The sequence below is a fragment of the Kribbella sp. VKM Ac-2569 genome, from assembly GCF_004216905.1.
In the GTDB taxonomy this organism is placed as follows: domain Bacteria; phylum Actinomycetota; class Actinomycetes; order Propionibacteriales; family Kribbellaceae; genus Kribbella.
Map to the genome: position 1 here is coordinate 432,692 of NZ_SGXJ01000005.1, position 22,463 is coordinate 455,154.

Here is a 22,463-nt window from a genome sequence, read left to right on the forward strand (position 1 = left end):
CCGACAGCAAAGTTCTGGGTGGCACGGATCTTCGAAGACTCCGGCTGGGCGATCACCGGATCTTGTATGAGATCTCGGAGGCCCAGGTGTCCGTCCACGTGATCACTGTGGGTTCAGTCAAGCGTTGACGGCTGCATGTGAAGGGTTCTTGGGCGTCCAGGAACCCTTCGGCTTTCTTGGGACTACTCTGAGGCGCGGCGGAGGGCTTCGGAGAGGCGTTCGGCGGCGGCCATAACGGCAGGGGCGTGCATGCGGCCGGGCTGGCGGGACAGGCGCTCGATCGGGCCGGAGACCGACACGGCGGCGATCACCTTGCCGCTGGGGGAGCGGACCGGGGCGGAGACGGACGCGACGCCCTGCTCGCGTTCGCCGACCGAGTGCGCCCAGCCGCGACGCCGTACGCCGGCCAGCGCGGCAGCGTTGAACGATGCGTTGTGCAGACCGCGGTGCATCCGCTCCGGGTCTTCCCACGCAAGCAGTATTTGAGCGGCCGACCCGGCCGCCATAGTCAGCTGGCTGCCCACCGGGACAGTGTCACGCAGACCGGACGGACGCTCAGCCGCGGCGACGCACACCCGGTACTCACCCTGGCGGCGGAACAGCTGCGCCGACTCACCGGTGATGTCCCGCAGTCGCGCCAGCACCGGGCCGGCGGTCGCGAGCAGCCGGTCCTCACCGGCCGCCGAGGCCAACTCGCTGAGTCGCGGCCCGAGCACGAAGCGTCCCTGCATGTCGCGGCCGACCAGGCGGTGGTGCTCCAGCGCGACCGCCAGCCGGTGGGCCGTCGGACGGGCCAGGCCCGTGGCCGCCACCAGGCCGGCCAGGGTCGCCGGCCCGGACTCGAGGGCGGACAGTACGAGGGCTGCTTTGTCGAGAACACCGACTCCGCTAGAGTTGTCCATGAGACGATATTGCCGTCTCGAATCGTGGAACGCAAGTCGCTTCAGCTGCCCAATCGAGAGCACTGTGAGCGAGAGCACTTCACCACACACATCCTCGAAGGAGAGTCTGATGGGTAGGACGTTGTCGGAAAAGGTCTGGGATGCGCATGTCGTGCGCCATGCCGACGGAGAACCCGACCTCCTCTACATCGACCTCCATCTGGTGCACGAGGTGACCAGTCCGCAGGCGTTCGACGGCCTCCGGCTGGCGAACCGCCCGGTCCGGCGGCCGGATCTGACGATCGCCACCGAGGACCACAACGTCCCGACGTTCGACGTGGACAAGCCGATCGCCGACCCGGTGTCGCGGACGCAGGTGGACACGCTGCGCAAGAACGCCGAGGACTTCGGCATCCGGATCCACACCCTCGGCGACCCGGACCAGGGCGTCGTGCACGTGATCGGCCCGCAGCTCGGTCTGACCCAGCCCGGGATGACCGTGGTCTGCGGTGACAGCCACACCTCCACCCACGGCGCGTTCGGGGCGATTGCCTTCGGCATCGGTACCAGCGAGGTCGAGCACGTGCTGGCTACGCAGACGCTGATGCAGGCCCGCCCGAAGACGATGGCCGTCACGGTCGACGGCGTACTGCCCGACGGGGTCTCGGCCAAGGACCTGGTGCTGGCGCTGATCGCGCAGGTCGGCACCGGCGGCGGCCAGGGCTACATCGTCGAGTACCGCGGCGAGGCGATCCGGGCGCTGAGCATGGAAGCCCGGATGACGATCTGCAACATGTCGATCGAGTGGGGCGCGAAGGCCGGCATGATCGCGCCGGACGAGACCACGTTCGCGTACCTGAAGGACAAGCCGCACGCGCCGCAGGGCGTCGACTGGGAAGCCGCCGTCGAGTACTGGAAGAGCCTGGCCACCGACGAGGACGCGAGCTTCGACCGTGAGGTCGTGCTGCGCGCCGAGGACATCGCGCCGTTCGTCACCTGGGGCACCAACCCCGGCCAGGGCGTTCCGCTGTCCGCGGTCGTGCCGTCGCCGGACGACTTCGACAACGAGAACGACAAGGTCGCCGCCGAGCGCGCCCTGGAGTACATGGGCCTCACCGCCGGTACGCCGCTGCGCGAGATCCACGTGGACACGGTGTTCCTGGGTTCCTGCACCAACGGCCGGATCGAGGACCTCCGCGCCGCGGCCGGCGTACTGGCCGGGCGGAAGGTTGCCGAGGGCACCCGGATGCTCGTGGTCCCGGGTTCCGGCCGGGTCCGGCTGCAGGCCGAGTCCGAGGGCCTGGACGCGATCTTCAAGGACGCCGGCGCCGAGTGGCGCGGCGCCGGATGCTCGATGTGCCTGGGGATGAACCCGGACCAGCTGGCCCCGGGGGAGCGCAGCGCTTCCACCTCGAACCGGAACTTCGAAGGTCGCCAGGGCAAGGGCGGCCGCACCCACCTGGTGTCGCCGCTGGTCGCCGCCGCGACCGCTGTCACCGGGACCCTGGCCGCACCGGCCGACCTGCCGCCCGTCGCCGTACCTGCGAACGCCTGAGGAGCAACGGAATCATGGACGCCTTCACCCAGCACATCGGTACGGCGGCTCCGCTGCGCCGCAGCAACGTCGACACCGACCAGATCATCCCGGCCGTGTACCTGAAGCGGGTCACCCGGACCGGATTCGAGGACGGGCTGTTCGCAGCCTGGCGCAACGATCCTTCCTTCGTTCTCAACCAGCCTGAGTACGACGGTGTCTCGGTTCTCGTGGCGGGACCGGACTTCGGCACCGGGTCGTCCCGGGAGCACGCGGTCTGGGCCCTGCTCGACTACGGGTTCCGTGTCGTCGTGTCGTCGCGGTTCGGCGACATCTTCCGCGGCAACTCGGGCAAGGCCGGTCTGCTCGCGGCCCTGGTGACGCAGGACGTCGTGGAGCAGCTGTGGACCGCGATCGAGGCCGACCCGGGGACCAAGGTCACGGTCGACCTGGAGAACAAGACGATCTCGGCCGGTGACGTCTCGGCTCCCTTCGAGATCGACGACTACACGCGGTACCGGCTGCTGAACGGTCTGGACGACGTCGGCATCACGTTGTCGCACGCGGACGAAATCGCTGCCTACGAAGCGACCCGGCCGTCGTTCAAGCCGGCAACCCTGCCTGCGAAGGCCTGAACATCCACCAGAGTTGTCGCCGCCGTAACGTCTGCATGGTCGGCGGCGATAACTCTGGTGTTACCCTTGCGTGGTTGTCAGAACAAGGCTTGCGAGACCGAGGAGGTGAGGCGCTCATGACCAACAGCAGCAGCGATCCCTCCAGACATACCGGTCTCGCTCGGCCTGTGGGGGCTTCCTTCTTCTAGAAGTTGCAGAGTCTCTAGTAGTTGCAGGGTCGGGCAGACGTGCGTTCATCACTCACCTGATCCACCGCACCTGGAGGACTCATGTCCGACCTGCGCCTGCGTTCGCTCCGCGCGTTCAGCCGCACCCCGTCACTGCGTGCCGCCGCCCGTAAGCACGCCGCATCCGTTGCCGCGACCGCGATCGAGCCGGCCGAGAAGCCGTCCCGCGATCCGCAGAAGCCCAAGGGGCACAGCGTCGTCGACAGCGCGATCTACTGCGGCGGCAACCGGATCGCGTCCCCGCACTCGCTCGCGGACACCTATTCCGCGCTGCACACGTCGCCGCAGAGCCTGGCCTGGATCGGCCTGTACCGGCCGGACCGCCGCGAACTCGCCTCGCTGGCGCAGGAGTTCGACCTGCACGAGCTCGCGATCGAGGACGCCAACGAGGCCCATCAGCGGCCGAAGCTGGAGCGGTACGGCGACACGTTGTTCGTCGTACTGAAGGCCGCGCGGTACCGGGACGCGACCGAGGAGGTCGAGTTCGGTGAGGTGCACGTCTTCGTCGGACCGGACTTCGTGGTGACGGTCCGGCACGCCGAAGCGCCCAATCTGGCAGCGGTACGGCGCCGGGTCGAGCGCGACCCCGAACTCCTCGGCCGCGGTGCCGAAGCGGTGCTGTACGCGATCATGGACAAGGTCGTCGACGGGTACGCGCCGGTGGTCGCCGGTCTGGAGAACGACATCGACGAGATCGAGACCGAGGTGTTCCGCGGTGACCCGAAGGTGTCGCGGCGCATCTACGAGCTGTCCCGTGAGGTGATCGAGTTCCAGCGCGCGACCCGGCCGCTGGTCGGCATGCTCGAGCAGCTCCGCGGCGGTTTCCAGAAGTACGGCGTCGACGAGGAACTGCAACGTTCACTACGGGATGTGGCCGACCACGTCACCGAAGTGGTGGAGAAGGTCGACGGTTTCCGGGAGCTGCTGCGCGACATCCTGACCGTGAACGCGACCCTGGTGGCCCAGCAGCAGAACGAGGAGATGAAGAGCCTCGCGATCGCCAGCAGCGAGCAGAACGAAGAGGTGAAGCGGATCTCTGCCTGGGCGGCGATCCTGTTCGCCCCGACGCTGATCGGCACCGTCTACGGGATGAACTTCGACAAGATGCCGGAGCTGCACTGGGAGTACGGATACCCCTTCGCGATCGGTCTGATGGCCTTGGTGTGTGGAGGTCTGCACCAGATCTTCAAGCGCCGCGGTTGGCTCTGAACCACCCCGAAAACCCTGTCTGAGTGCCGAATCGGGCCAAATTGTGGCACGAATCGCCTAAAACAAGGCCGAATTGCCGCGTTGGTGTTTGTGAACGGCGTGTTGAGTCCATAACGTTCCTGTGAGATCGAGCGCTGTGCTCGACGCCTACGTTCACGGAGGGAAGCAGTGAACAAGAGCCAGTTGGTCGAAGCGCTCGCAGTGCACTTCGACGGAAACCGCCGCCAGGCCCAGCACGCGTTGGAGTCGGTGATCGACACCGTCCAGCGTGAGCTGACCAAGAAGGGCGGCAAGGTCGCCATCACCGGTTTCGGTGCCTTCGAGGCCATCGAGCGTGGCGCGCGCATCGTGCGCAACCCGCGGACCGGTGAGACCAAGCGTGCCAAGAAGACCACGGTTCCGAAGTTCCGCGCGGGTGCGGAGCTGAAGGCCGTTGTCTCCGGCGCCAAGAAGCTGCCGAAGCTGGTAGCCCCGAAGCCGGCCGCGACCGCCACCAAGGCGGCTGCCCCGGCGAAGAAGGCCGCTCCGGCCAAGGCCGCTGCGACGAAGACCGCCGCTGCGAAGAAGACGGTCGCGAAGAAGGCACCGGCCAAGACGGTCGCCAAGAAGGCTCCGGCGAAGACCGTTGCCAAGAAGGCCCCGGCGAAGAAGGCCCCGGCCAAGAAGACCGTTGCGAAGAAGGCGCCGGCCAAGAAGGCCCCCGCCAAGAAGACCGCGGCGAAGCGTACCGCCCGCTGATCTTCACGCACTGCGGCATACCGCACAACAGCGAAGGCCGGTCATCCCATTCCAGGGTTGACCGGCCTTCGCCGTGTCCGGAGAAGTGTCCGGAGGTGCTGACGGCAACTACAGCGTGGTGCCGAACTCCAGCTTGGTGATCGCCAGCCCCGCACCCGAACCGGTGGTCTCGATCCGCACCCGTTGGCCCACCCGCAGATGACGGACCGGGGTGTCCGAGACGGCGTGCACGGTGAACGGGAGCTCGATCCCGGTGTCCGTCAGCACCGCACCGGAGAACGTCTCGCCGTCGTAGCGGCTCACGGTTGCCTGCATGTCAGCAGGCTAGTCCTTCGGTCCCGGTCGCGGCACCGAGAACCAGCGACATCACGTCCGCGGTCGCCGGACCGACTCCCAGTTGTACGGCGTGCGCGAGATCGGCGGCCGTGTCGACGTCACGCCGTACCGACTCGATCGCGGTCAGCTCGATCGGCATCGCCCCCGACGCCTGGTGCGCCAGGGCGGAACCCACACCGAAGCGCGGATCCAGCGCAACCCCGGGCGCCGCGGCGAGCAACGTCGTACCGGTGCCGGGCTGGTCGATCACGAACGAGCGCGGCGCCGTACAGGCTGCGAGGACGGCGGTCAGCTCTGCTGGGCGCAGGGCGGGAAGATCAGCTGAGAGGGCTGCGATTCCGTTGCCTCCGAACTCGGCAGCGGCCACAGTGGCTCCATGCAGCAAGGCTTCGTTGAGACCGGCGGCGGGCAGGTCCGGGACCACGTGCGCTCCGGCTGCGGTCACGTCAGCGGCGACCAACGGGTCGTCGGTCACCACCAGGACCGTCTGCACCAGAGGAGAACCGAGAGCGGCCGCAGTAGTGTCGACAGCGAACGCGCGGGCCAGTTCGGGACGGTGCTGAGGGTAGGCCGGAGCGAGCCGGCTCTTCGCGATCGCCGTACGCTTCACCGGGATCACCAGGGTCCAGGGAGCGACCTGTAGGTCTGCCATCAGGCAGGATTCTCCCATGACCGACGGCCATCATGAGCACCAGGAGGCAGCTGTGGACGCGAGGCAGGCGGACCCACGGCCGCCGCGTGGGTTCTGGTTCGGGGTGATCGTCGCGATCGTCAAGCCGTTCATGATCGTGTTCACCAAGTGCCGGTTCACCGGCCGGGAGAACATGCCCCGCACCGGCGGTGTGGTGTACGTGCCGAACCACATCTCGCATTTCGACCCGGTGCTGCTCGGGTACTTCATCTGGGAGTGCCGGCGGATCCCGCGGTTCCTCGGAAAGGCATCGGTGTTCAAGATCCCGGTGGCCGGGAAGATCATCAGCGGCGCCGGGCAGATCCCGGTGTACCGGGACTCCGCGCAGGCCGTGGACGCGTTCCGGGACGCGGTGGCGGCGGTCGAACGCGGCGAGTGTGTGGGCGTTTACCCGGAGGGCACGATCACCCGCGATCCCGACCTGTGGCCGATGACCGGCAAGACCGGCGCCGCGCGGATCGCGCTGATGACCGGCTGCCCGGTGATCCCGGTCGCGAACTGGGGCGCGCAGGAGATCATCCAGTCCTACACCGGCAAGATCAGGTTCCGGTTGCTGCCGCGCAAGACCCTGCAGGTGCGGGCCGGTGCGCCGGTCGACCTGAGCGCCTTCGCGGGCAAGCCGCTGACCAACCAGCTGTTGCACGAGGCAACCGAGGTGATCATGGCCCGGGTGGCCGAGACCCTCGGCGAACTGCGCGGCGAGACCCCGCCCAAGGAGCTCTACGACCTGCGCAAGGCCCGCAAAGCTCAAGGTGAGGAGAAGGAATGACCAAAGTCGCGGTGTTCGGTGCGGGATCCTGGGGTACGGCGTTCGCCGTGGTGCTGGCGAACGCGGGAAACCAGGTGTCCCTGTGGGCCCGGCGGGAGGCGTTGTGCTCGGAGATCAACTCCGCGCACGAGAACCCCGACTACCTCCCGGGACTGCGATTGCCGGACGCGATCACCGCGACGCACGATCCCGCCGCGGTGGCCGACGGGGCGGAGGCCGTCGTCCTCGCGGTCCCGTCGCAGTCGCTGCGCGAGAACCTCGTGGACTGGGCCGGCGTGCTGCCGAACGCCGTACCGCTGGTCAGCCTGATGAAGGGCGTCGAGCTCGGTACGACGAAGCGGATGAGCGAGGTGATCGCGGAGCTCACCGGCGCCGGTCCCGAGCGGATCGCGGTGGTGTCGGGGCCGAACCTGGCGCGCGAGATCGCCGAGGGACAACCGGCCGCGTCGGTCGTCGCATGCGCGGACGAGGGTACCGCGGCACGGTTGCAGAAGTTGTGCCATTCCCCGACGTTCCGCCCGTACACGAACAACGACGTCGTCGGCTGCGAGCTCGGCGGCGCCTGCAAGAACGTGATCGCGCTCGCGGTCGGGATGGCGGTCGGTCTCGGGTTCGGCGACAACGCCCGCGCGTCCGTGATCACCCGCGGGCTGGCCGAGATCGCCCGTCTGGGTACGGCGTTGGGCGCGGACGAGCACACGTTCTCCGGGCTGGCCGGTCTGGGCGACCTGGTGGCCACGTGTTCGTCGCCGTTGTCGCGGAACCGCACCTTCGGAGAGAAGCTCGGTCAGGGCATGAGTGTCGCGGAGATCGCCGGCGGGACCCGGCAGGTCGCGGAGGGCGTGAAGTCCTGCGCGTCGATCAGCGAACTGGCGCACCATCACGACGTGGAGATGCCGATCGCCGAGCACGTCACCAAGGTGGTCGCCGGCGAGATGACCCCGAAGGACATGCTCTTCAGCCTCGTGTCACGCTCGGCGAAGTCGGAGCGTTGGGGTTGATTCCGGCGGCGTTCGCGGAGAGCACCGTCGCACGCGAAGGTGACGCCGGGGCGGCGTGGTTGGCCGAGTTGCCGGGGATCATCGAGGATCTGCTGGCGCGTTGGGGCTGCACGGTCGACGGCGAGGTCGCTTACGGCCAGGTGGGTGTGGTCGTGCCGGTGCGCGATGCTGCGTTGAAGGTGTCGTTCCCGCACCCCGGCAACGATCACGAGCCGGATGCGTTCGAGGCGTGGGGCGGTCGTGGGGCGGTCAAGCTGTACGAACGCGACGACGCCCGCTACGCCATGCTCCTCGAACGAGCGCATCCCTCGACGCTGTCCGAGCACGACCAGGACGTCGTCACGATCGCCGGCGTACTGCATCGCCAGCTGACCATCCCGGCTCCGGACGGCCTGCCGCGGTTGTCGGAGCAGGCCGACGGGTGGGCGGAGGAGCTCCGCAAGGACGACGCCGAGCTGGATCATCCGTTGCCCGCGGCGGTGGTGGACGCGGCACTCGCGGTCGTCGACGACCTCGGCCGCAATCAGCCGGAGATCCTGATCCACGGCGACTTCCACCCGCGCAACATCCTCAGCGCGGACCGCGAACCGTGGCTGGCCGTCGATCCGAAGGGCCACGTCGGCGACCCGGCGTTCGACGCCGCGATCTTTCTCCGCACCCGGGCCTACCACCTGTTCGTCGGGGGTCTACTCGCGGACGACCTGCTGCGGCAGCTGCGCGCCGAGTCCGGGCAGTTCGCCGAGGCATCAGGCATCGACCCCGAACGCATCGGCCGCTGGCTCCAGCTGATCGCCGTACAGTCCTCGTTCGGGGGCCGCCGCCACGGCTTCGGCCGAGCCCGAGGCGGCAGCCAGCTCGACGAGATCCTCCGCCTGATCGATAAGCTCGCCGTCAGCTGGACCGCATAACCCACCAGCCCACACGTTTGGCCAGTGTCCTGCGCCTCCCCAAACCGGTTTGGGCAGGCTCTTGCCTCCGATCGGGGAGCACAACTGCCCGATTCGGGCGGGTAATCCGCCCCAAACCGGTTTGGGGCCGGGCCCAGTGGCGGGTGCCCGGCCGGCTGACTCGGGACTTATTGCACGAATCTCCGCGCCTTCACCAGGTGAAAGTGTGGTTGAGGACGAGGGTGGTGGCGCCCAGGAGGGCTGCGTCGTGACCGGCTTGGGAGCGGACCACGCGGAGGTGGGTTGTGGCCAGCGGCAACGATCTTGCGTAGATCGCTTCGCGGAGGCCGGCCAGCAGGCTGTCGCCGGCCTGGGAGAGGGAGCCGCCGACGACGATCACGGACGGGTTGAGCAGGCTGACGGCCGCGGCGAGGACGGTGCCGATCTCACGGCCCGCTTGGCGTACGGCGGTTGTCGCGGTCGTGTTGCCTGCTCGGACAAGGTCCACGATGTCCTGGCTGGTCTCGACGCCGAGCTTGCCGGCGAGTGCGGCCGCGGAGGCGATCGCTTCCAGGCAGCCGGTGTTGCCGCAGCGGCAGAGTTCGGTGTGTCCGGGCGCCTGGATGTGGCCGATGTCGCCGGCTGCCCCTTGTGCGCCGCGGTGCAACCGGCCGCCGCTGATGACGCCCGCTCCGATGCCGGTGGCAACCTTCACGAACAGCAGGTGCTCGACATCCGGGTACGTCGTCGCGTGCTCGCCGAGCGCCATGATGTTCACGTCGTTGTCGACCAGTACGAGCCCGGGGAGCTCCTGGCTCAGTCGACCCACCACGTCGTACGAGTCCCAGCCCGGCATGATCGGCGGATGGTTCGGCCGCCCGGTGCTGTGCTCGACCGGTCCGGGCAGCCCGACCCCGGTGCCCGCCAGATCGTCCGGTGATCTCTGGGCCTCGCGCAGCAGCGCGTGTCCTGCCCGGGCGACTGCAGCGAGTACGACTTCGGGTCCTTCGGCGATCTTGAGCGGCGTCGTCGACCGGTGCAGGATTTGGCCGGCCAGGTCCGTGAGGGCGACGGACAGGTGCGTCGCGCCGACGTCCGCGGCGAGTACGAGTCGCGCGGTCGGGTTGAACCGGAACCGCGCGGGCGGCCGGCCGCCCGTCGACGCCGCCTCACCCGACGGCACCACGAGCCCTTCCGCGAGCAACGCCTCGATCCGCCCCGTCACGGTGGACCGTGCGAGCCCACTGCGCTCGATCAGTTCGGCGCGCGTCCGCGGTTGCCCGTCCAGGAGCAGCCGCAGCACCGCATCCGCCGTACCGAGAGCGCTCATCACCGGACTTTCGTCGTACTGGCCGTGGACTTTTGCTTGACAGGGTTCAAAAGGGTCCCATAGCGTCCTACGACGTGTCCACCAAACGGCTCAGGGTAGGGATCGTCGGCGGCGGCTTCATGGGCCAGGTCCACGGCAGGTCCGCGTTGGTTTCCGGCGCCACCGTGGTCGGCGCAGTCGGCTCGTCGCCTGCCAGAGCTGAGGCCGCGGCCGCGGCGACCGGTGCCGAGCGCGGCTTCGCGACCCTCGACGAGCTACTGGCCGCCGACATCGATGTGGTCCACATCTGTACGCCGAACAACACGCATCGCGACGTTGCGCTGAAGGCTCTCGAAGCGGGCAAGCACGTGGTCTGCGAGAAGCCGCTCGCCACCTCGGTGCAGGACGCGGCCGGTCTGCACGCCGCCGCGGTCGAGGCCGGGCTGGTTGGCGCGGTGCCGTTCGTGTACCGCTACCACCCGATGGTCCGCGAGCTGCGCACCCGGATCGCCGCGGGCGACGCCGGCGTGATCACCAGCCTGCACGGCTCATACCTGCAGGACTGGCTCGCCGGCGCGGACGACCAGAACTGGCGCGTGGACGATACGACCGGTGGACCGTCGCGCACGTTCGCCGACATCGGTTCGCACTGGTGCGACCTGACCGAGTTCGTCACCGGCGACCGGATCGCGGCGATCAGCGCCCAGCTGCGGACGGTACGGGCGCAGCGCGGCGGCGGCGTCGACGTACGGACCGAGGACCTGGCCACGGCACAGTTCCGGACCGAGGCCGGTGTGGTCGGGACGATCGTGGTCAGCCAGGTCGCGGCCGGCCGGAAGAACCGGCTGTACCTGGAGGTGTCGGGCACCGAGTCGAGCTTCGGCTTCGACCAGGAGGACCCGGATCGCCTGTGGGTCGGCCGTCGCACCGCCTCGCAACTGCTGACGCGCGACCCCGAGACCTTGAGCCCACCCGCCGCGCGGGTGAACCGGCTGCCGGCCGGGCACGCGCAGGGGTACCAGGACGCGTTCGACTCGTTCGTCGCCGACAGCTATGCCGCCGTACTGGGTGATCGCCCGGACGGCCTGCCCGATTTCGCCGCCGGAGCGCGGTCCGCTCGCGTGGTCGACGCCGTACTGCGGTCTGCCGCGCAGGACAGCGCCTGGATCACCGTCGACAACTCTTAGGAGCCTTATGCCACGCCCGATCACGCTGTTCACCGGTCAGTGGGCCGACCTGCCGTTCGAGGAGGTCTGTCAGTTCGCCTCTGAGGCTGGGTACGACGGCGTCGAGATCGCCTGCTCTGGTGACCACTTCGACGTCCAGCAGGCCGTCGACGACGACTCGTACGTCAAGGGCCGTAAGGACATCCTGGAGAAGTACAACCTGCAGGTCTTCGCGATCTCCAACCACCTGGTGGGGCAGGCGGTCTGCGACGACCCGATCGACTTCCGGCACCAGGCGATCGTGCCGTCCCGGATCTGGGGCGACGGCGACGGCGAAGGTGTCCGGCAGCGCGCCGCGGAGGATCTGAAGAACACCGCCCGCGCGGCCAAGAAGCTCGGTGTGAACACCGTCATCGGCTTCACCGGCTCGTCGATCTGGCAGTACGTCGCGATGTTCCCACCGGTGCCGGCGGAGCGGATCGAGGCCGGGTACAAGGACTTCGCCGACCGGTGGAACCCGATCCTCGACGTGTTCGACGAGGAGGGTGTCCGGTTCGCGCACGAGGTGCACCCGTCGGAGATCGCGTACGACTACTGGACCACCACGCTCACCCTCGAGGCGATCGGCCACCGCGAGGCGTTCGGCCTGAACTGGGACCCGTCGCACATGGTGTGGCAGGACATCGACCCGGTCGCGTTCCTCTGGGACTTCAAGGACCGGATCTACCACGTGGACTGCAAGGACACCCGGATGCGGGTCGGCGGCGGCCGCAACGGCCGGCTCGGCTCGCACCTGCCGTGGGGCGACCCGCGCCGCGGCTGGGACTTCTACTCCACTGGGCACGGCGACGTGCAGTGGGAGGACTGCTTCCGGGTACTGAACTCGATCGGCTACGACGGCCCGATCTCGGTCGAGTGGGAGGACGCCGGCATGGAGCGCAAGGTCGGCGCGGCGGAGGCGGTCAACGTCATCCGCGGCCTCGCCTTCGACAAGCCCGAAGCCGCCTTCGACGCCGCCTTCGCCACCGACAAGTAGCAAATCTGGACCTGTGTGCATGCATAACCCGTGGACGACGAGTTGCGCCACGCTCAGCCTTCACGCACCGCGCAGGTTGTGCATGCACGCAGGTCCGCCTAGGCCGGCCGGTTGTCCCGGCCGGCTACGAAGCCGAGGGTGAGTTGTACGGCGGCCAGGATGGCGAAGACGGTCAGCGTCGTGCTCCAGCCGCCGGTCACCTGGGTCAGGTAGCCCGCGACGACCGGACCGGCGGCGGCCAGCGTGTAGCCGACTGCCTGCGCCATCCCGGACAGCTGCGTGGTCTCGTGGTGCCCGCGGCCGCGGAGGCTGATCAGCGAGAGCGCGGCGACCAGTCCGGCGCCCTGCCCTAGTCCACCGACGATCGCCCAGACGATCGCCAGGTGCGGCGCCAGCAGCAGACCTAGCAGTGCTAGCAGAATCGGCACACTCGCGGTCATCAAGCCGGCCCGCTGGTTGGTCGGATGCTTCAGCAGGAGCGGAATGCTGAGCCCGCCGATCAGGCCGAACACCTGGAAGACGAACAGATGCACCCCGGTGGACCGCTCCGAGACGCCGCCGGTCGCGATCTCGATGGTCGGCAGCCAGTTCACGAACAGGTAGAAGCTCGTCGACTGCAGGCCCATGAACCCGGTCACCAGCCAGGCCATCGGCTGCCGCCAGACGCTGACCGGGGGAGGGCCGTCATCCGTCGTTGCCGACGGCATCGGCTCCGGCGACAGCGTCCGCGGCAGCCAGATCACGGCGACCAGTACGGCGAGCCCGCCCCAGACCGCGAGTGACAGCCGCCAGTCGACCGCGTCGGCGATCGGTACGGCGAGGATCGAGGCGATCGCGGCGCCGCCGGTGATGAAGGCCGTGTAGACACCGGTCGCGCGGGACACGTGCGCGGCGTAGTCGCGTTTGATGATGACCGGCACCAGCACGTTGCCGACTGCGATCGCGGCACCGACCACCGCCGTACCGATCCAGAGACCGGCCTGGCCCGTGTACGGGCGGAGCGCGCTGCTCGCCGCGAGCACCAGGAGCGAGACGAACACCACCCGCTCCATCCCGAACCGCCGTGACGCGAGGTGGACCAGGGGAGAGGCGACTGCGAACGCGAGCAGCGGCAGCGTGCCCAACAGGCCCTGCGCCGCCTCACCGAGGTGCAGATCGAGCCCGATCCGCGGCAGCACCGGACCGACCGCGGTCAGTGCCGGCCGCAGGCTCAGCGCGACCACGAAGGCGGTCGCGGTGATCAGCGCCGACCGCTCTCGAGCCATTGGTTCGGACAGTACCGCCACAACACACCTCTCTCCTGTGCAGATGTCCTACATTTACACTGTACGCTGCGTGTGAAGGGAGTACGTCGTTGAATGGGTCACTCAAGGGGCCGGTGCGGCAGGTGCCGCTCGTGCTGCAGGTCTCGGAGCGGTTCCGGGCGCAGATCGAGTCCGGGGCGTGGCCGCGCGGGTCGCGGATCCCTGGTGAGAATCAGCTCGCCAGCGAGCTAGGGGTCAGCCGCGGAACGGTGCGGGAGGCGTTGCGGTCGCTGAGTCTGACCGGCCTGCTGGAGCCGCGCGTCGGCGACGGCACGTATGTACGGGCGACCAACGAGATCAGCGGCGTACTGGTCCGGGACGAGCTCTCAGCGTCGCTCACGCATGTCCTCGACGCCCGCGCCGGCATCGAGGCGGCTGCTGCTCGGCTGGCCGCTCAGCACGCGGATCCGGCCGGTCTGACGCCACTGTCCGACGCGCTGGAGGCTCGCGGTGCTGCGTTGGCGGCGGGGGACCTGGACGCGTTCGTGGCCGTCGACACGGACTTCCACCGCGGCGTTGTCGTCGCGAGCGGGAACCCGTTGCTGCTGCGGTTGTACGACGCCCTCGCCGAGGTCCTCGCCGAGTCGATTCGGGAAACCGCGACGATCCCCGAGGATCATCGGATCCTCGACGCGCACGTCGACGTACTGGAGGCGATCCGGGCGCGGGATCCCGAGGCGGCGAGTCAGGCGTCGTACGCGCTGATCGAGTCCGTCAAGGTCGCGGGATCCGGCCAGTAGTACCGGAAGCAGGCGGGCCGGCCGTTGAGGCGGCGCGGTTCGCCACCCGGCGGCGGGACCTCCTTGCGGTCGCCTTGGATGCCGCCGCGCGCTTCGTAGAAGCCTTGTGCGGCGGTGTTCTGCTCGAGCACCCACAGGTAGATCCCGGTGTCCGGCACCGTCTCGGCCGTGAGTGCGAGCAGTCGCGTGCCGATCCCTTGCCGCTTGCGCGGTGCCCGGACGTGCAGGTTGTCGACCAGCGCGCCGAACTTCGGATCCGCGTCGTACACCACGTGCGCGAGTCCGATCAGCTGCCCGTCGTACTCCGCCACCGTCGTCCACGTGCCGTCGCGCGCCGCGAGCCGCTTGGCCCACATCGCCCCTAGATACTCGGGCGACTCGTCGTCGAGGAAGGCGTCCGCATAAGCGCCCCGGTAATGCCGCCGCCAACTATCTCCATGTAACTCGGCAACCGCCGCCGCGTCATCTGCCCCAGCTACTCGAAAAGTCGTCACCTGATGATTCGTATCACCGTGGAAGGACGTCGCCAGGTGCTGTCCGCTGGGTGGGTGCGAGGACCCGCGCGAAGACGGCCAGGCCGGCGGCGAGGGCGGTGACGACTATGAAGGACATGGTGAGGTTGCTGGCCTGGGCGATGCCGCCGATGATCGACGGGGCGACCAGGCCGGAGGCGTAGGTGATGGTCGCGACGCCGGCGATTGCCTGGCTCGGGTTGGGGCCGGTGCGGCCGGCGGCGGCGAAGGCGAGCGGTACGACGACCGCGATGCCGACGCCGATCAGGCCGAAGCCGGCCATCGCGAGGATCGCGTTCGGTGCGAGGACGACGAGCAGGCCGCCGAGGGTCGCGATCACGCCGCTCCAGCGCACTGTGCGTACGGCGCCGAACCGGTCGACGACCGCGTCGCCGGTGATCCGCGCGATCGCCATCGTCAGCGCGAACCCGGTCGTCGCGCCGGCCGCGACACCCGCCGAGCTGTCCAGGATGTCGCGCAGGTACACGGCCGACCAGTCCAGGCTCGCGCCCTCCGCGAACACCGCGCAGAACCCGACCGCCCCGATCAGCAACGCCGACTTCGGCGGCAACGCGAACCGCGCCGGCGGCTCCTCGTCGTCCTCGGGATGGATGTTCAGCACGAACTGACACACCACCGTACCGACGACGGTCAGTACGACGGCAGCGACCGTGTGATGGATCTGCGCACTGAGATTCGCATGCGCCGCGACCGTCCCGACCGCGGATCCGAGCAGCGCGCCCACACTCCACAGGCCGTGCAACCCGGACATGATCGACTTCTTCAGCCGGTGCTCGATCTCGACGCCGAGGGCATTCATCGCGACATCGGCCATCCCCGCCGTACCGCCGTAGATCAGCAGCGCGGCGCACAACGTCAGCAGGCCGGGAGCGAACGACGGCAGGATCAGGGCGAGCGTCCAGAGCGCGAGCAACCCGCGCAGCGCGGTGCGGGTCCCGAACCGGTGACTGACCCGGGCGGCGAGCGGCATCATCAGCGCCGCTCCGAGGGCCGGGAACGCGAGCGCCAAGCCAAGTTGGCCCGCGGACACCCCTGCATGCTCCTGGATCCAGGGCACTCGGGTCGCGAACGACCCGGTCACCGATCCGTGCACGCAGAAGACGGCGGCCACGGCGTACCGCGACCGCTTGACGAGTGTGGTGTCTTCAGTCACAAGCAAACACACTATCTGTTTGAACGATCAGGCGGATGGTAGTTTTCTGCGCATGAGAAGTGCGGAACGGCACCAAGTGATCGTAGAACGACTACGAGTCGTTGACCGAGTGTCGGTCCAAGAACTGGTCGAAGCGACCGAGGCCTCGGACATGACGGTCCGCCGCGACCTCGATTTCCTGGCGGCGCAGGGTGTCCTGAAGCGCGTTCATGGCGGCGCGGTGTCCGCGATGCCGTCAGGCCTGGAGCCGCCGCACTCGCTGCGTGCCCAGGCCGCCATCGCAGCCAAGCAGGCGATCGCTCGCGCCGCCGTCGAGCACCTGCGAGACGGCGAGACGATCGTGCTCGACAGCGGTACGACGGCACTCGAGACCGCGAAGCTCTTGCACGATCGCGCGATGACGGTGATGCCGCTCTCGCTGCACGTCGCGCACGAACTGGCCGACGCGCCGCGGATCCGGCTGCTGATGCCGGGCGGCGAGGCGCGCAAGGGCGAGCTGTCGCTGGTCGGTCCGCTGACCGTTGCGTCGCTGCGTGCGCTGCGGTTCGACGCCGCCGTACTGAGCCCGTGCGCGTTCAGCCTCGACGCAGGACTGACGGCCTTCGACCTGGGTGACGCCGAGGTCAAGCAGGAGGCGATGAACGTTGCCACTCGCACCATCGTGCTCGCCGACGGCGCCAAGTGGGACCGCGCCGCCCTCGCCTACGTCTGCCCGGCAGATCGCCCAGACCTGATCATCACCGACGACTCCGCACCCGAGGACCAACGAATCATGCTGACCCAACGCGGCGTACTGGTCGAGGTAGCGCCTTGACCGCCACCGACGTACAGCTGCAGGCCGCACCGCCCCGAGCCGCTCGAGTCGCCACCTGGTTGTACTTCGGTCTGAACGGGTTCGCCGTCGGGATGTGGGTCGTGCACATCCCGAGCATCGAGCACAAGACCGGGATCACCCACAGCACCCTCGGACTGCTCCTGCTGGTCCTCGGCGGCGCCGCGTTCATCGGCATGCAGGTCGCCGGGCCGCTCGTCGACAAGCTCGGCCAACGTCGGCTCGTCCCGGCGGCCGGCATCCTGCTCGGCATCGCGCTCGCCGGACCCGGCCTGGCCACGAACTGGTGGACGCTGGGTCTCACGCTGATCCTTGTCGGCTTCGGCAACGGTTCGATCGACGTCGGGATGAACGCGCAGGCCGTCGTGGTCGAGCGCGGTTATCCGCGGCCGATCATGGCCGCCTTCCACGCGATGTGGTCGATCGGCGGGGCGATCGCCGCGGTCATCGGCGCGGCCACGCTGAAGGCCGGCGTACCGACCGAGCTCACGCTCGGCCTCGCCGGCCTGGTCTGCATCGCGATCGCGCTGGCCGCCAGCCGATTCTTGCTGGAGGCAACGATCTCTGATGAGGACTCGGATGAGGAGACCCCGCGGGAGAAGCCGCCGGCCAAACTGGTCTGGGCGCTCGGCGGGCTCGCGTTCGGCCTGATGCTGTCCGAGGGCGTCGCCAACGACTGGGCCGCGCTGCACTTCCGCGACATCCTCGGCACCTCGGTCAGTACGGCGGCCTTCGCGTACGGCGCGTTCGCGGTCGCGATGACCGTGGGTCGGTTCCTCACCGACCGGGTCGCGGCCGTCGTCGGTCCGGCGGCGATCGTGCGCTGGGGAGCCGCGATGGCCGCGGTCGGTCTGACGCTGGTGATCGTCGTACCGTGGGTGCCCGTCGCGCTCGTCGGCTGGGCGATCTTCGGCCTCGGCCTCGCGGGCGGCGTACCGCAGTTGTTCACCGCCGCCGGCAACCTCGACCCGCGCTCGTCCGGCGCTCTGATGGCTCGTGTCGTCGGCCTCGGGTACGTCGGCCTGCTCGCAGGTCCCGCACTGATCGGGGGCCTCGCGCACTGGATGCCGCTGAACATCGCGTTCATCCTGCCGGTCGTGCTGTGTGTGCTGACGTTCTTCGGCGGCCCGGTCCTCAAGAGCAACCGCTGATGGGTAAGCGTCCGAGATGCCGGGTTCGCCCACCAGATCCCGGGCGCCAACCCTGCATCTCGGACGTCAACCCATCAGATGCGGAGGGTCAGCGGGCGAGGGCCTGCTGGAGGTCGGTCCAGAGGTCGTGGGGGTGTTCGATGCCGACGGACAGGCGGATCAGGTCCTCGGGGATCGTCGGGACCTCGATCGGCCAGCGGCGGCGGCGTTCCAGCATCGACTCGACGCCGCCGAGGCTGGTCGCGTGCACCCAGAGTTCGGTGCTCTCGCAGACTTTCTGGGCGCCGGCCGCGTCACCGCCGAGCTCGAAGGCGAGGATCGCGCCGAAGCCGGACATCTGCGCCTTGGCTCGGTCGTGGCCTGGATCGTCCGGTAGTCCCGGGTAGCGCACGCGGCTGACCCGCGGGTGCTCGCGCAGTCGCTCGGCCAGGAACGCGGCGTTCGATTGGGCTCGCTCGAGGCGGAGTGCGAGCGTGCGCAGGCCGCGGAGCGCGAGCCAGGCCTCCATCGGGCCCGGGACCGCGCCGAGGCTGCGGCGACGCAGGTCGATCGCCGACCACAGGTCGTCGTCCGCGGTGACGACAGCGCCGAGGAGGACGTCCGAGTGACCGGCGATGAACTTGGTTGCCGAGTGCATCACGACATCCGCGCCGAGCTGTAGCGGCTGCTGGAGCAGGGGAGTCGCGAACGTGTTGTCGACGACAACGGTCGCGCCGGCGGCATGACCGGCCGCGGCGAGGGCCGGGATGTCGGCGACCTCCATTGCGGGGTTCGTCGGTGATTCGATCCACAGCATGTCGGCGCCGTCGACCGCTTGGATGGCCGCGTCCGTGTCGGCGATGTCGACTCGGTCAACCTTCAGGCGGCCAGTCGCGGCCTGCTGGTCGAGGAGCGCGAGTACGCCGGAATACGCGTGCTGCGGCGCGACCACGCGGCCACCGACCGGGATCAGGTCGATGAGGGCCGCCGCGGCCGCCATGCCGGATGCGAACGTCAGCGCGCGGCCACCCTCCAACTCGCCGAGGGTCTCCTCGAGTGCGGTCCAGGCGTCGTTCCCGAACCGTCCGTAGCCGCGATCCCCGCCGGCGACGTACGTCGAACTGAAGACCGGGGACTCGCCGACCGGAGCATTCGGCACCCGCTCCGGCCGACCTGCGTGGACGACGACGGTGGACGGATCGAGGTCAGGAGTCATGCCTTGAATTCTTTCAGGCGTTTTGTGCGCCCGGGAGCGGGACGCCGCCGGTGGACAGCAGTCGCATCGCGCGCCGGGCCAGCGCCTTGGCCTCGACGGCGTCCGGGCTGTCGACCCAGACGCGGACGACCGTCTCGATGATGTTCATCGCGATCCCCGCGGACAGGGCGGCGACGAACTCCGAGCGGCGCGGGTCGTCCGAGGGCAGACGACGTACCAGTTCGTCGGCGAGATCGGTGCGGAAGCGCCAGATCAGCTCGTTGAGGTGGGCGCTCACGGACCCGGTCTGCTCGGCCAGGTCGAACACCGCGCGAATCCGGTCCGGGTTGCTCTCGAGTTGTTCGAGGACCCTCTCGATCACCGCGCGGAGACCGTCCGGCAGGTCCATCGCGGGCTGCTGGTGGAACCAGTCGACCGCGTCGGCCAGGCAGTCGTCGACGAACTCGAGGACCAGGCCCTCCTTGGTCGGGAAGTACCGGTACAGCGTGCTCGGCCCGACCTCGGCCGCCGCGGCGATCTGCTCGACCGTCGTCCGGCCGAACCCGTTGTCGCTGAACAGCTCGAACGCCTTGTCCGCGATCAGCCGGCGGGTCCGCTCCCGCTTCACCTCGCGCAGTCCCATCAGCACCTCCGCGGGCAGGGTATCGCCTCCGACGCGCCGCAGGCTGTTCCTTATCGGAAGCGTCAGCCATATGGTAGTCACTACCAAATTCCCACGAGAGGCGCGCGATGACCGAGAACTTTCCCGTCCGCAGGCCGTCCGGTTGCCCTTTCGATCCGGCGCAGGAGTACGCCGCGTTCCGCCGTACCGAGGCGCCCGCGAAGGTGTCCACGCCGGCCGGGGTCGACGCGTACGTGATCAGCCGGTACGACGACGTCCGCACCCTGCTCCGGGACAGCCGGCTGAGTTCGCGGCTGGCGCCGTCCGATCACGTCGTACCGGATGCGGATCTGGACCGGGAGGTGGAGTCGGGGTCGATCCTGCAGGTGGACGGGGCGGCGCACAAACGCCTGCGCAGGATGTTGGCGACCGAGTTCGCGGTCAAACGGATGGAGGCGATGCGGCCACGGATCGCCGAGATGATCGAGTCGCGGATCGACGCGATGCTGGCGAGTGGCGGTCCGGTGGATCTGGTGCAGGAGTTCGCGTTGCCGATCCCGTCGCTGGTGATCTGCGAGCTGCTGGGCGTTCCGTACGCGGATCGCGACGAGTTCCAGGAGCGGAGCGCCCTGCTCGTCCGGGTCGACGGGTGGACCGAGGAGATCGGGCGGGCCAGTGACGAGCTGAACCAGTACATCGTCGGGCTGGTGCTCGCGAAACAGGCGCATCGCGAGGACGACCTGCTGTCCCGGCTGATCACCCGCGGCGAGGAGCTCGGTACGCCGCTGAGCCTGGAGGAGCTCGTGACGGTCGGGGTCACGCTGCTGATCGCCGGCCACGAGACGACCGCGAACATGATCGCGCTCAGCACGCTAGCACTGCTAGCGAATCCTGCTCAGCTCGATGCGCTGCGGGCCGATCCGTCACTCGCACCGGCCGCGGTCGAGGAGCTCCTGCGGTACCTGTCCGTGGTGCACTTCGGACTGTTCCGCTACGTCACCGACGATCTGCCCGTCGGCCCGTTGACGATCGACGCCGGCGGTTACCTGATCGCGGCGCTGTCCTCGGCCAACCGCGACGAGAGCGTGTTCCCGGATCCGGACCGGCTGGATCTGGAGCGGAACGCGGCGGCGCATGTGGCGTTCGGGTTCGGCCCGCACCAGTGCATCGGCCAGCAGCTCGCGCGGGTCGAACTGCAGGAGGTGTTCACGCGGCTGTTCGCCCGCATTCCGACGCTGCGACTCGCCGTACCGTTCGAGGAGATCGACTACCGAGACAACACGCTCGTGTACGGAGTGACAGCGTTGCCAGTCACCTGGGACGAGTCGCTACCTACTGCGATCTGAAGGGTTCTTAACCGAACCCCGGTCGGAACCTGATCTCCGGGCCGCTACAGTCGAGCCGGTGAGTGAGTACTCGGAAAGTCAGCGTAAGCCCCGTGTCGCCGTCGTGTTCGGCGGCCGGTCGAGCGAGCACGCCATCTCGTGCGTGACCGCCGCGAACGTCCTGCAGGTGATCGACCGGGACAAGTACGACGTGGTCCCGATCGGCATCAGTACCAGCGGGCACTGGGTGCTCGAGAGCGGTGACCCCGAGCGGCTGTCGATCACCGACGGCAAGCTCCCCGAGGTCGACGTGACCGCGATGCCGGTGCTGTTCGGCGCGAACCGCGAACTCGTGGTCAGCGAACCCGACCAGGTGCCGAGCACGCTCGGCGAGGTCGACGTGGTCTTCCCGCTGCTGCACGGCCCGTGGGGCGAGGACGGCACCATCCAGGGCCTGCTCGAGATGTCCGACATCCGGTACGTCGGTTCCGGCGTCCTCGCGAGCGCCGTCGGCATGGACAAGCACTACATGAAGGTCGTCTTCCAGGCCGCCGGCCTCGAGGTCACGCCGTACGTCGTGATCCGCGACCGGGACTGGATCCGGGACGCCGACGCCTGCCGCGCGGCGGTGGACGCGCTCGGCTACCCGGTGTTCGTGAAGCCGGCCCGCGGCGGGTCGAGCCTCGGGATCAGCAAGGTGAACAGCCTGGACGAGCTCGACGAGGCGGTCGCGGTGGCGCGGGCGCACGACCCGAAGGTGATCGTCGAGGCGTCGGCGAAGAGCCCGCGGGAGATCGAGGTCGGGGTCCTCGGCGGCCTGAACGGCGGCAACGCGGAGGTCAGCGTCTGCGGCGAGATCGCGGTCTCGGGCGGCGGGCACGACTTCTACGACTTCGAGACCAAGTACCTGCCGGAGGGCGAGGAGTACACGGCGCTCTCGGTGCCGGCCGACCTGCCGGAGGAGATCGCCGCGGAGGTCCGCGCCAAGGCGCTGACCGCGTTCGACGCGATCGAGGCCGAGGGGCTGGCGCGGGTCGACTTCTTCCTGGACGCCGACAACCGCGTGGTCATCAACGAGATCAACACGATGCCCGGGTTCACGCCGACCAGCATGTTCCCGCGGCTCTGGGCGGCCTCCGGCAAGGACTACGCTGCCCTCGTCGAGCATCTCCTGCAACTGGCCATGAGCCGCCCCACCGGCCTCCGCTGA

Annotated in this window: 23 protein-coding genes; 14 read left to right on the top strand and 9 right to left on the bottom strand. The window is 68.9% G+C overall.

Annotated features, from left to right (window positions below; translation table 11 throughout):
* Window positions 1-182: 182 nt before the first annotated feature.
* Window positions 183-902, bottom strand: coding sequence for an IclR family transcriptional regulator (locus EV649_RS33015; RefSeq protein ID WP_130387568.1), 720 nt, complete (start codon window positions 900-902; stop codon window positions 183-185).
* Window positions 903-1,011: 109 nt separating this feature from the next.
* Here EV649_RS33015 and leuC point away from each other — a divergent pair, with 109 nt between their 5' ends.
* From leuC to EV649_RS33035, 4 genes are all read left to right on the top strand, one after another.
* Window positions 1,012-2,436, top strand: coding sequence for a 3-isopropylmalate dehydratase large subunit (gene leuC, locus EV649_RS33020; RefSeq protein ID WP_130387569.1), 1,425 nt, complete (start codon window positions 1,012-1,014; stop codon window positions 2,434-2,436).
* A 14-nt stretch (window positions 2,437-2,450) separates the two neighbouring features.
* The gene (leuD, locus tag EV649_RS33025) at window positions 2,451-3,050 is read left to right on the top strand and encodes a 3-isopropylmalate dehydratase small subunit (RefSeq protein WP_130387570.1); all 600 of its coding nucleotides are present in this window, start codon (window positions 2,451-2,453) and stop codon (window positions 3,048-3,050) included.
* 269 nt (window positions 3,051-3,319) lie between these two features.
* On the top strand, window positions 3,320-4,486 hold the full coding sequence (gene corA, locus EV649_RS33030) for a magnesium/cobalt transporter CorA (RefSeq protein ID WP_130387571.1): 1,167 nt from the start codon (window positions 3,320-3,322) through the stop codon (window positions 4,484-4,486).
* Between the two features lie 168 nt (window positions 4,487-4,654).
* Complete coding sequence (locus tag EV649_RS33035) at window positions 4,655-5,224, top strand: HU family DNA-binding protein (protein WP_130387572.1); 570 nt, start codon at window positions 4,655-4,657, stop codon at window positions 5,222-5,224.
* A gap of 108 nt (window positions 5,225-5,332) precedes the next feature.
* On the opposite strand, the gene EV649_RS33040 is transcribed toward EV649_RS33035, so the two are convergent.
* Window positions 5,333-5,539 carry a hypothetical protein gene (locus EV649_RS33040; protein WP_130387573.1) on the bottom strand — a complete coding sequence of 69 codons (207 nt, stop codon included), beginning with the start codon at window positions 5,537-5,539 and terminating at the stop codon, window positions 5,333-5,335.
* Between the two features lies 1 nt (window position 5,540).
* A complete protein-coding gene (cofC, locus tag EV649_RS33045; protein WP_130387574.1) occupies window positions 5,541-6,212 on the bottom strand; it encodes a 2-phospho-L-lactate guanylyltransferase in 672 nt (223 codons plus the stop codon).
* A 16-nt stretch (window positions 6,213-6,228) separates the two neighbouring features.
* Between cofC and EV649_RS33050 the strand changes: the two genes are divergently transcribed.
* Genes EV649_RS33050 through EV649_RS33060 form a run of 3 tightly spaced genes read left to right on the top strand, consistent with a single transcriptional unit; the run spans window position 6,229 to window position 8,929 of the window.
* Window positions 6,229-7,020: a lysophospholipid acyltransferase family protein gene (locus EV649_RS33050; RefSeq protein ID WP_130387575.1), complete on the top strand. Its 792-nt coding sequence runs from the start codon at window positions 6,229-6,231 to the stop codon at window positions 7,018-7,020.
* On the top strand, window positions 7,017-8,021 hold the full coding sequence (locus EV649_RS33055; protein ID WP_130387576.1) for an NAD(P)H-dependent glycerol-3-phosphate dehydrogenase: 1,005 nt from the start codon (window positions 7,017-7,019) through the stop codon (window positions 8,019-8,021). The genes EV649_RS33050 and EV649_RS33055 overlap by 4 nt, the downstream gene beginning before the upstream one ends.
* Window positions 8,012-8,929 (top strand): aminoglycoside phosphotransferase family protein, encoded by a 918-nt coding sequence (locus EV649_RS33060; protein ID WP_130387577.1) that lies wholly within the window; start codon window positions 8,012-8,014, stop codon window positions 8,927-8,929. The genes EV649_RS33055 and EV649_RS33060 overlap by 10 nt, the downstream gene beginning before the upstream one ends.
* A gap of 190 nt (window positions 8,930-9,119) precedes the next feature.
* Here the strand turns inward: EV649_RS33060 and EV649_RS33065 are convergent, their stop codons facing one another.
* Complete coding sequence (locus tag EV649_RS33065; protein WP_130387578.1) at window positions 9,120-10,238, bottom strand: ROK family transcriptional regulator; 1,119 nt, start codon at window positions 10,236-10,238, stop codon at window positions 9,120-9,122.
* 74 nt (window positions 10,239-10,312) lie between these two features.
* Here EV649_RS33065 and EV649_RS33070 point away from each other — a divergent pair, with 74 nt between their 5' ends.
* Both EV649_RS33070 and EV649_RS33075 read left to right on the top strand, forming a co-directional pair.
* Entirely contained in the window at window positions 10,313-11,404 is a 1,092-nt protein-coding gene (locus EV649_RS33070; protein ID WP_241998978.1) for a Gfo/Idh/MocA family oxidoreductase, read from the top strand.
* 7 nt (window positions 11,405-11,411) lie between these two features.
* Window positions 11,412-12,419, top strand: a complete 1,008-nt coding sequence (locus EV649_RS33075; RefSeq protein WP_130387579.1) for a sugar phosphate isomerase/epimerase family protein — start codon at window positions 11,412-11,414, stop codon at window positions 12,417-12,419.
* A gap of 98 nt (window positions 12,420-12,517) precedes the next feature.
* Here the strand turns inward: EV649_RS33075 and EV649_RS33080 are convergent, their stop codons facing one another.
* Window positions 12,518-13,684, bottom strand: coding sequence for an MFS transporter (locus EV649_RS33080; protein ID WP_130387580.1), 1,167 nt, complete (start codon window positions 13,682-13,684; stop codon window positions 12,518-12,520).
* Window positions 13,685-13,773: 89 nt separating this feature from the next.
* On the opposite strand from EV649_RS33080, the gene EV649_RS33085 reads away from it, so the two are divergent.
* Window positions 13,774-14,463 carry an FCD domain-containing protein gene (locus EV649_RS33085; RefSeq protein WP_198682824.1) on the top strand — a complete coding sequence of 230 codons (690 nt, stop codon included), beginning with the start codon at window positions 13,774-13,776 and terminating at the stop codon, window positions 14,461-14,463.
* Here EV649_RS33085 and EV649_RS33090 read toward each other — a convergent pair.
* Both EV649_RS33090 and EV649_RS33095 read right to left on the bottom strand, forming a co-directional pair.
* Window positions 14,409-14,957, bottom strand: coding sequence for a GNAT family N-acetyltransferase (locus tag EV649_RS33090; RefSeq protein WP_130387581.1), 549 nt, complete (start codon window positions 14,955-14,957; stop codon window positions 14,409-14,411). The two genes, EV649_RS33085 and EV649_RS33090, sit on opposite strands and share 55 nt — an antisense overlap.
* Window positions 14,958-14,970: 13 nt before the next feature.
* Window positions 14,971-16,149 carry an MFS transporter gene (locus EV649_RS33095; protein ID WP_198682825.1) on the bottom strand — a complete coding sequence of 393 codons (1,179 nt, stop codon included), beginning with the start codon at window positions 16,147-16,149 and terminating at the stop codon, window positions 14,971-14,973.
* Window positions 16,150-16,201: 52 nt separating this feature from the next.
* Here EV649_RS33095 and EV649_RS33100 point away from each other — a divergent pair, with 52 nt between their 5' ends.
* Both EV649_RS33100 and EV649_RS33105 read left to right on the top strand, forming a co-directional pair.
* Window positions 16,202-16,963: a DeoR/GlpR family DNA-binding transcription regulator gene (locus EV649_RS33100; RefSeq protein WP_130387583.1), complete on the top strand. Its 762-nt coding sequence runs from the start codon at window positions 16,202-16,204 to the stop codon at window positions 16,961-16,963.
* On the top strand, window positions 16,960-18,132 hold the full coding sequence (locus tag EV649_RS33105; protein WP_241998982.1) for an MFS transporter: 1,173 nt from the start codon (window positions 16,960-16,962) through the stop codon (window positions 18,130-18,132). Before EV649_RS33100 ends, EV649_RS33105 begins: the two co-directional genes overlap by 4 nt.
* An 88-nt stretch (window positions 18,133-18,220) precedes the next feature.
* Here EV649_RS33105 and EV649_RS33110 read toward each other — a convergent pair whose 3' ends face one another.
* Together EV649_RS33110 and EV649_RS33115 are read right to left on the bottom strand one after the other, a co-directional pair.
* Entirely contained in the window at window positions 18,221-19,327 is a 1,107-nt protein-coding gene (locus tag EV649_RS33110) for an aminotransferase class I/II-fold pyridoxal phosphate-dependent enzyme (RefSeq protein ID WP_130387584.1), read from the bottom strand.
* 13 nt (window positions 19,328-19,340) lie between these two features.
* Window positions 19,341-19,949 (bottom strand): TetR/AcrR family transcriptional regulator, encoded by a 609-nt coding sequence (locus EV649_RS33115; protein WP_130387585.1) that lies wholly within the window; start codon window positions 19,947-19,949, stop codon window positions 19,341-19,343.
* 107 nt (window positions 19,950-20,056) lie between these two features.
* Between EV649_RS33115 and EV649_RS33120 the strand changes: the two genes are divergently transcribed.
* A complete protein-coding gene (locus tag EV649_RS33120; protein WP_130387586.1) occupies window positions 20,057-21,274 on the top strand; it encodes a cytochrome P450 in 1,218 nt (405 codons plus the stop codon).
* Window positions 21,275-21,332: 58 nt separating this feature from the next.
* Entirely contained in the window at window positions 21,333-22,463 is a 1,131-nt protein-coding gene (locus tag EV649_RS33125; RefSeq protein ID WP_130387587.1) for a D-alanine--D-alanine ligase family protein, read from the top strand.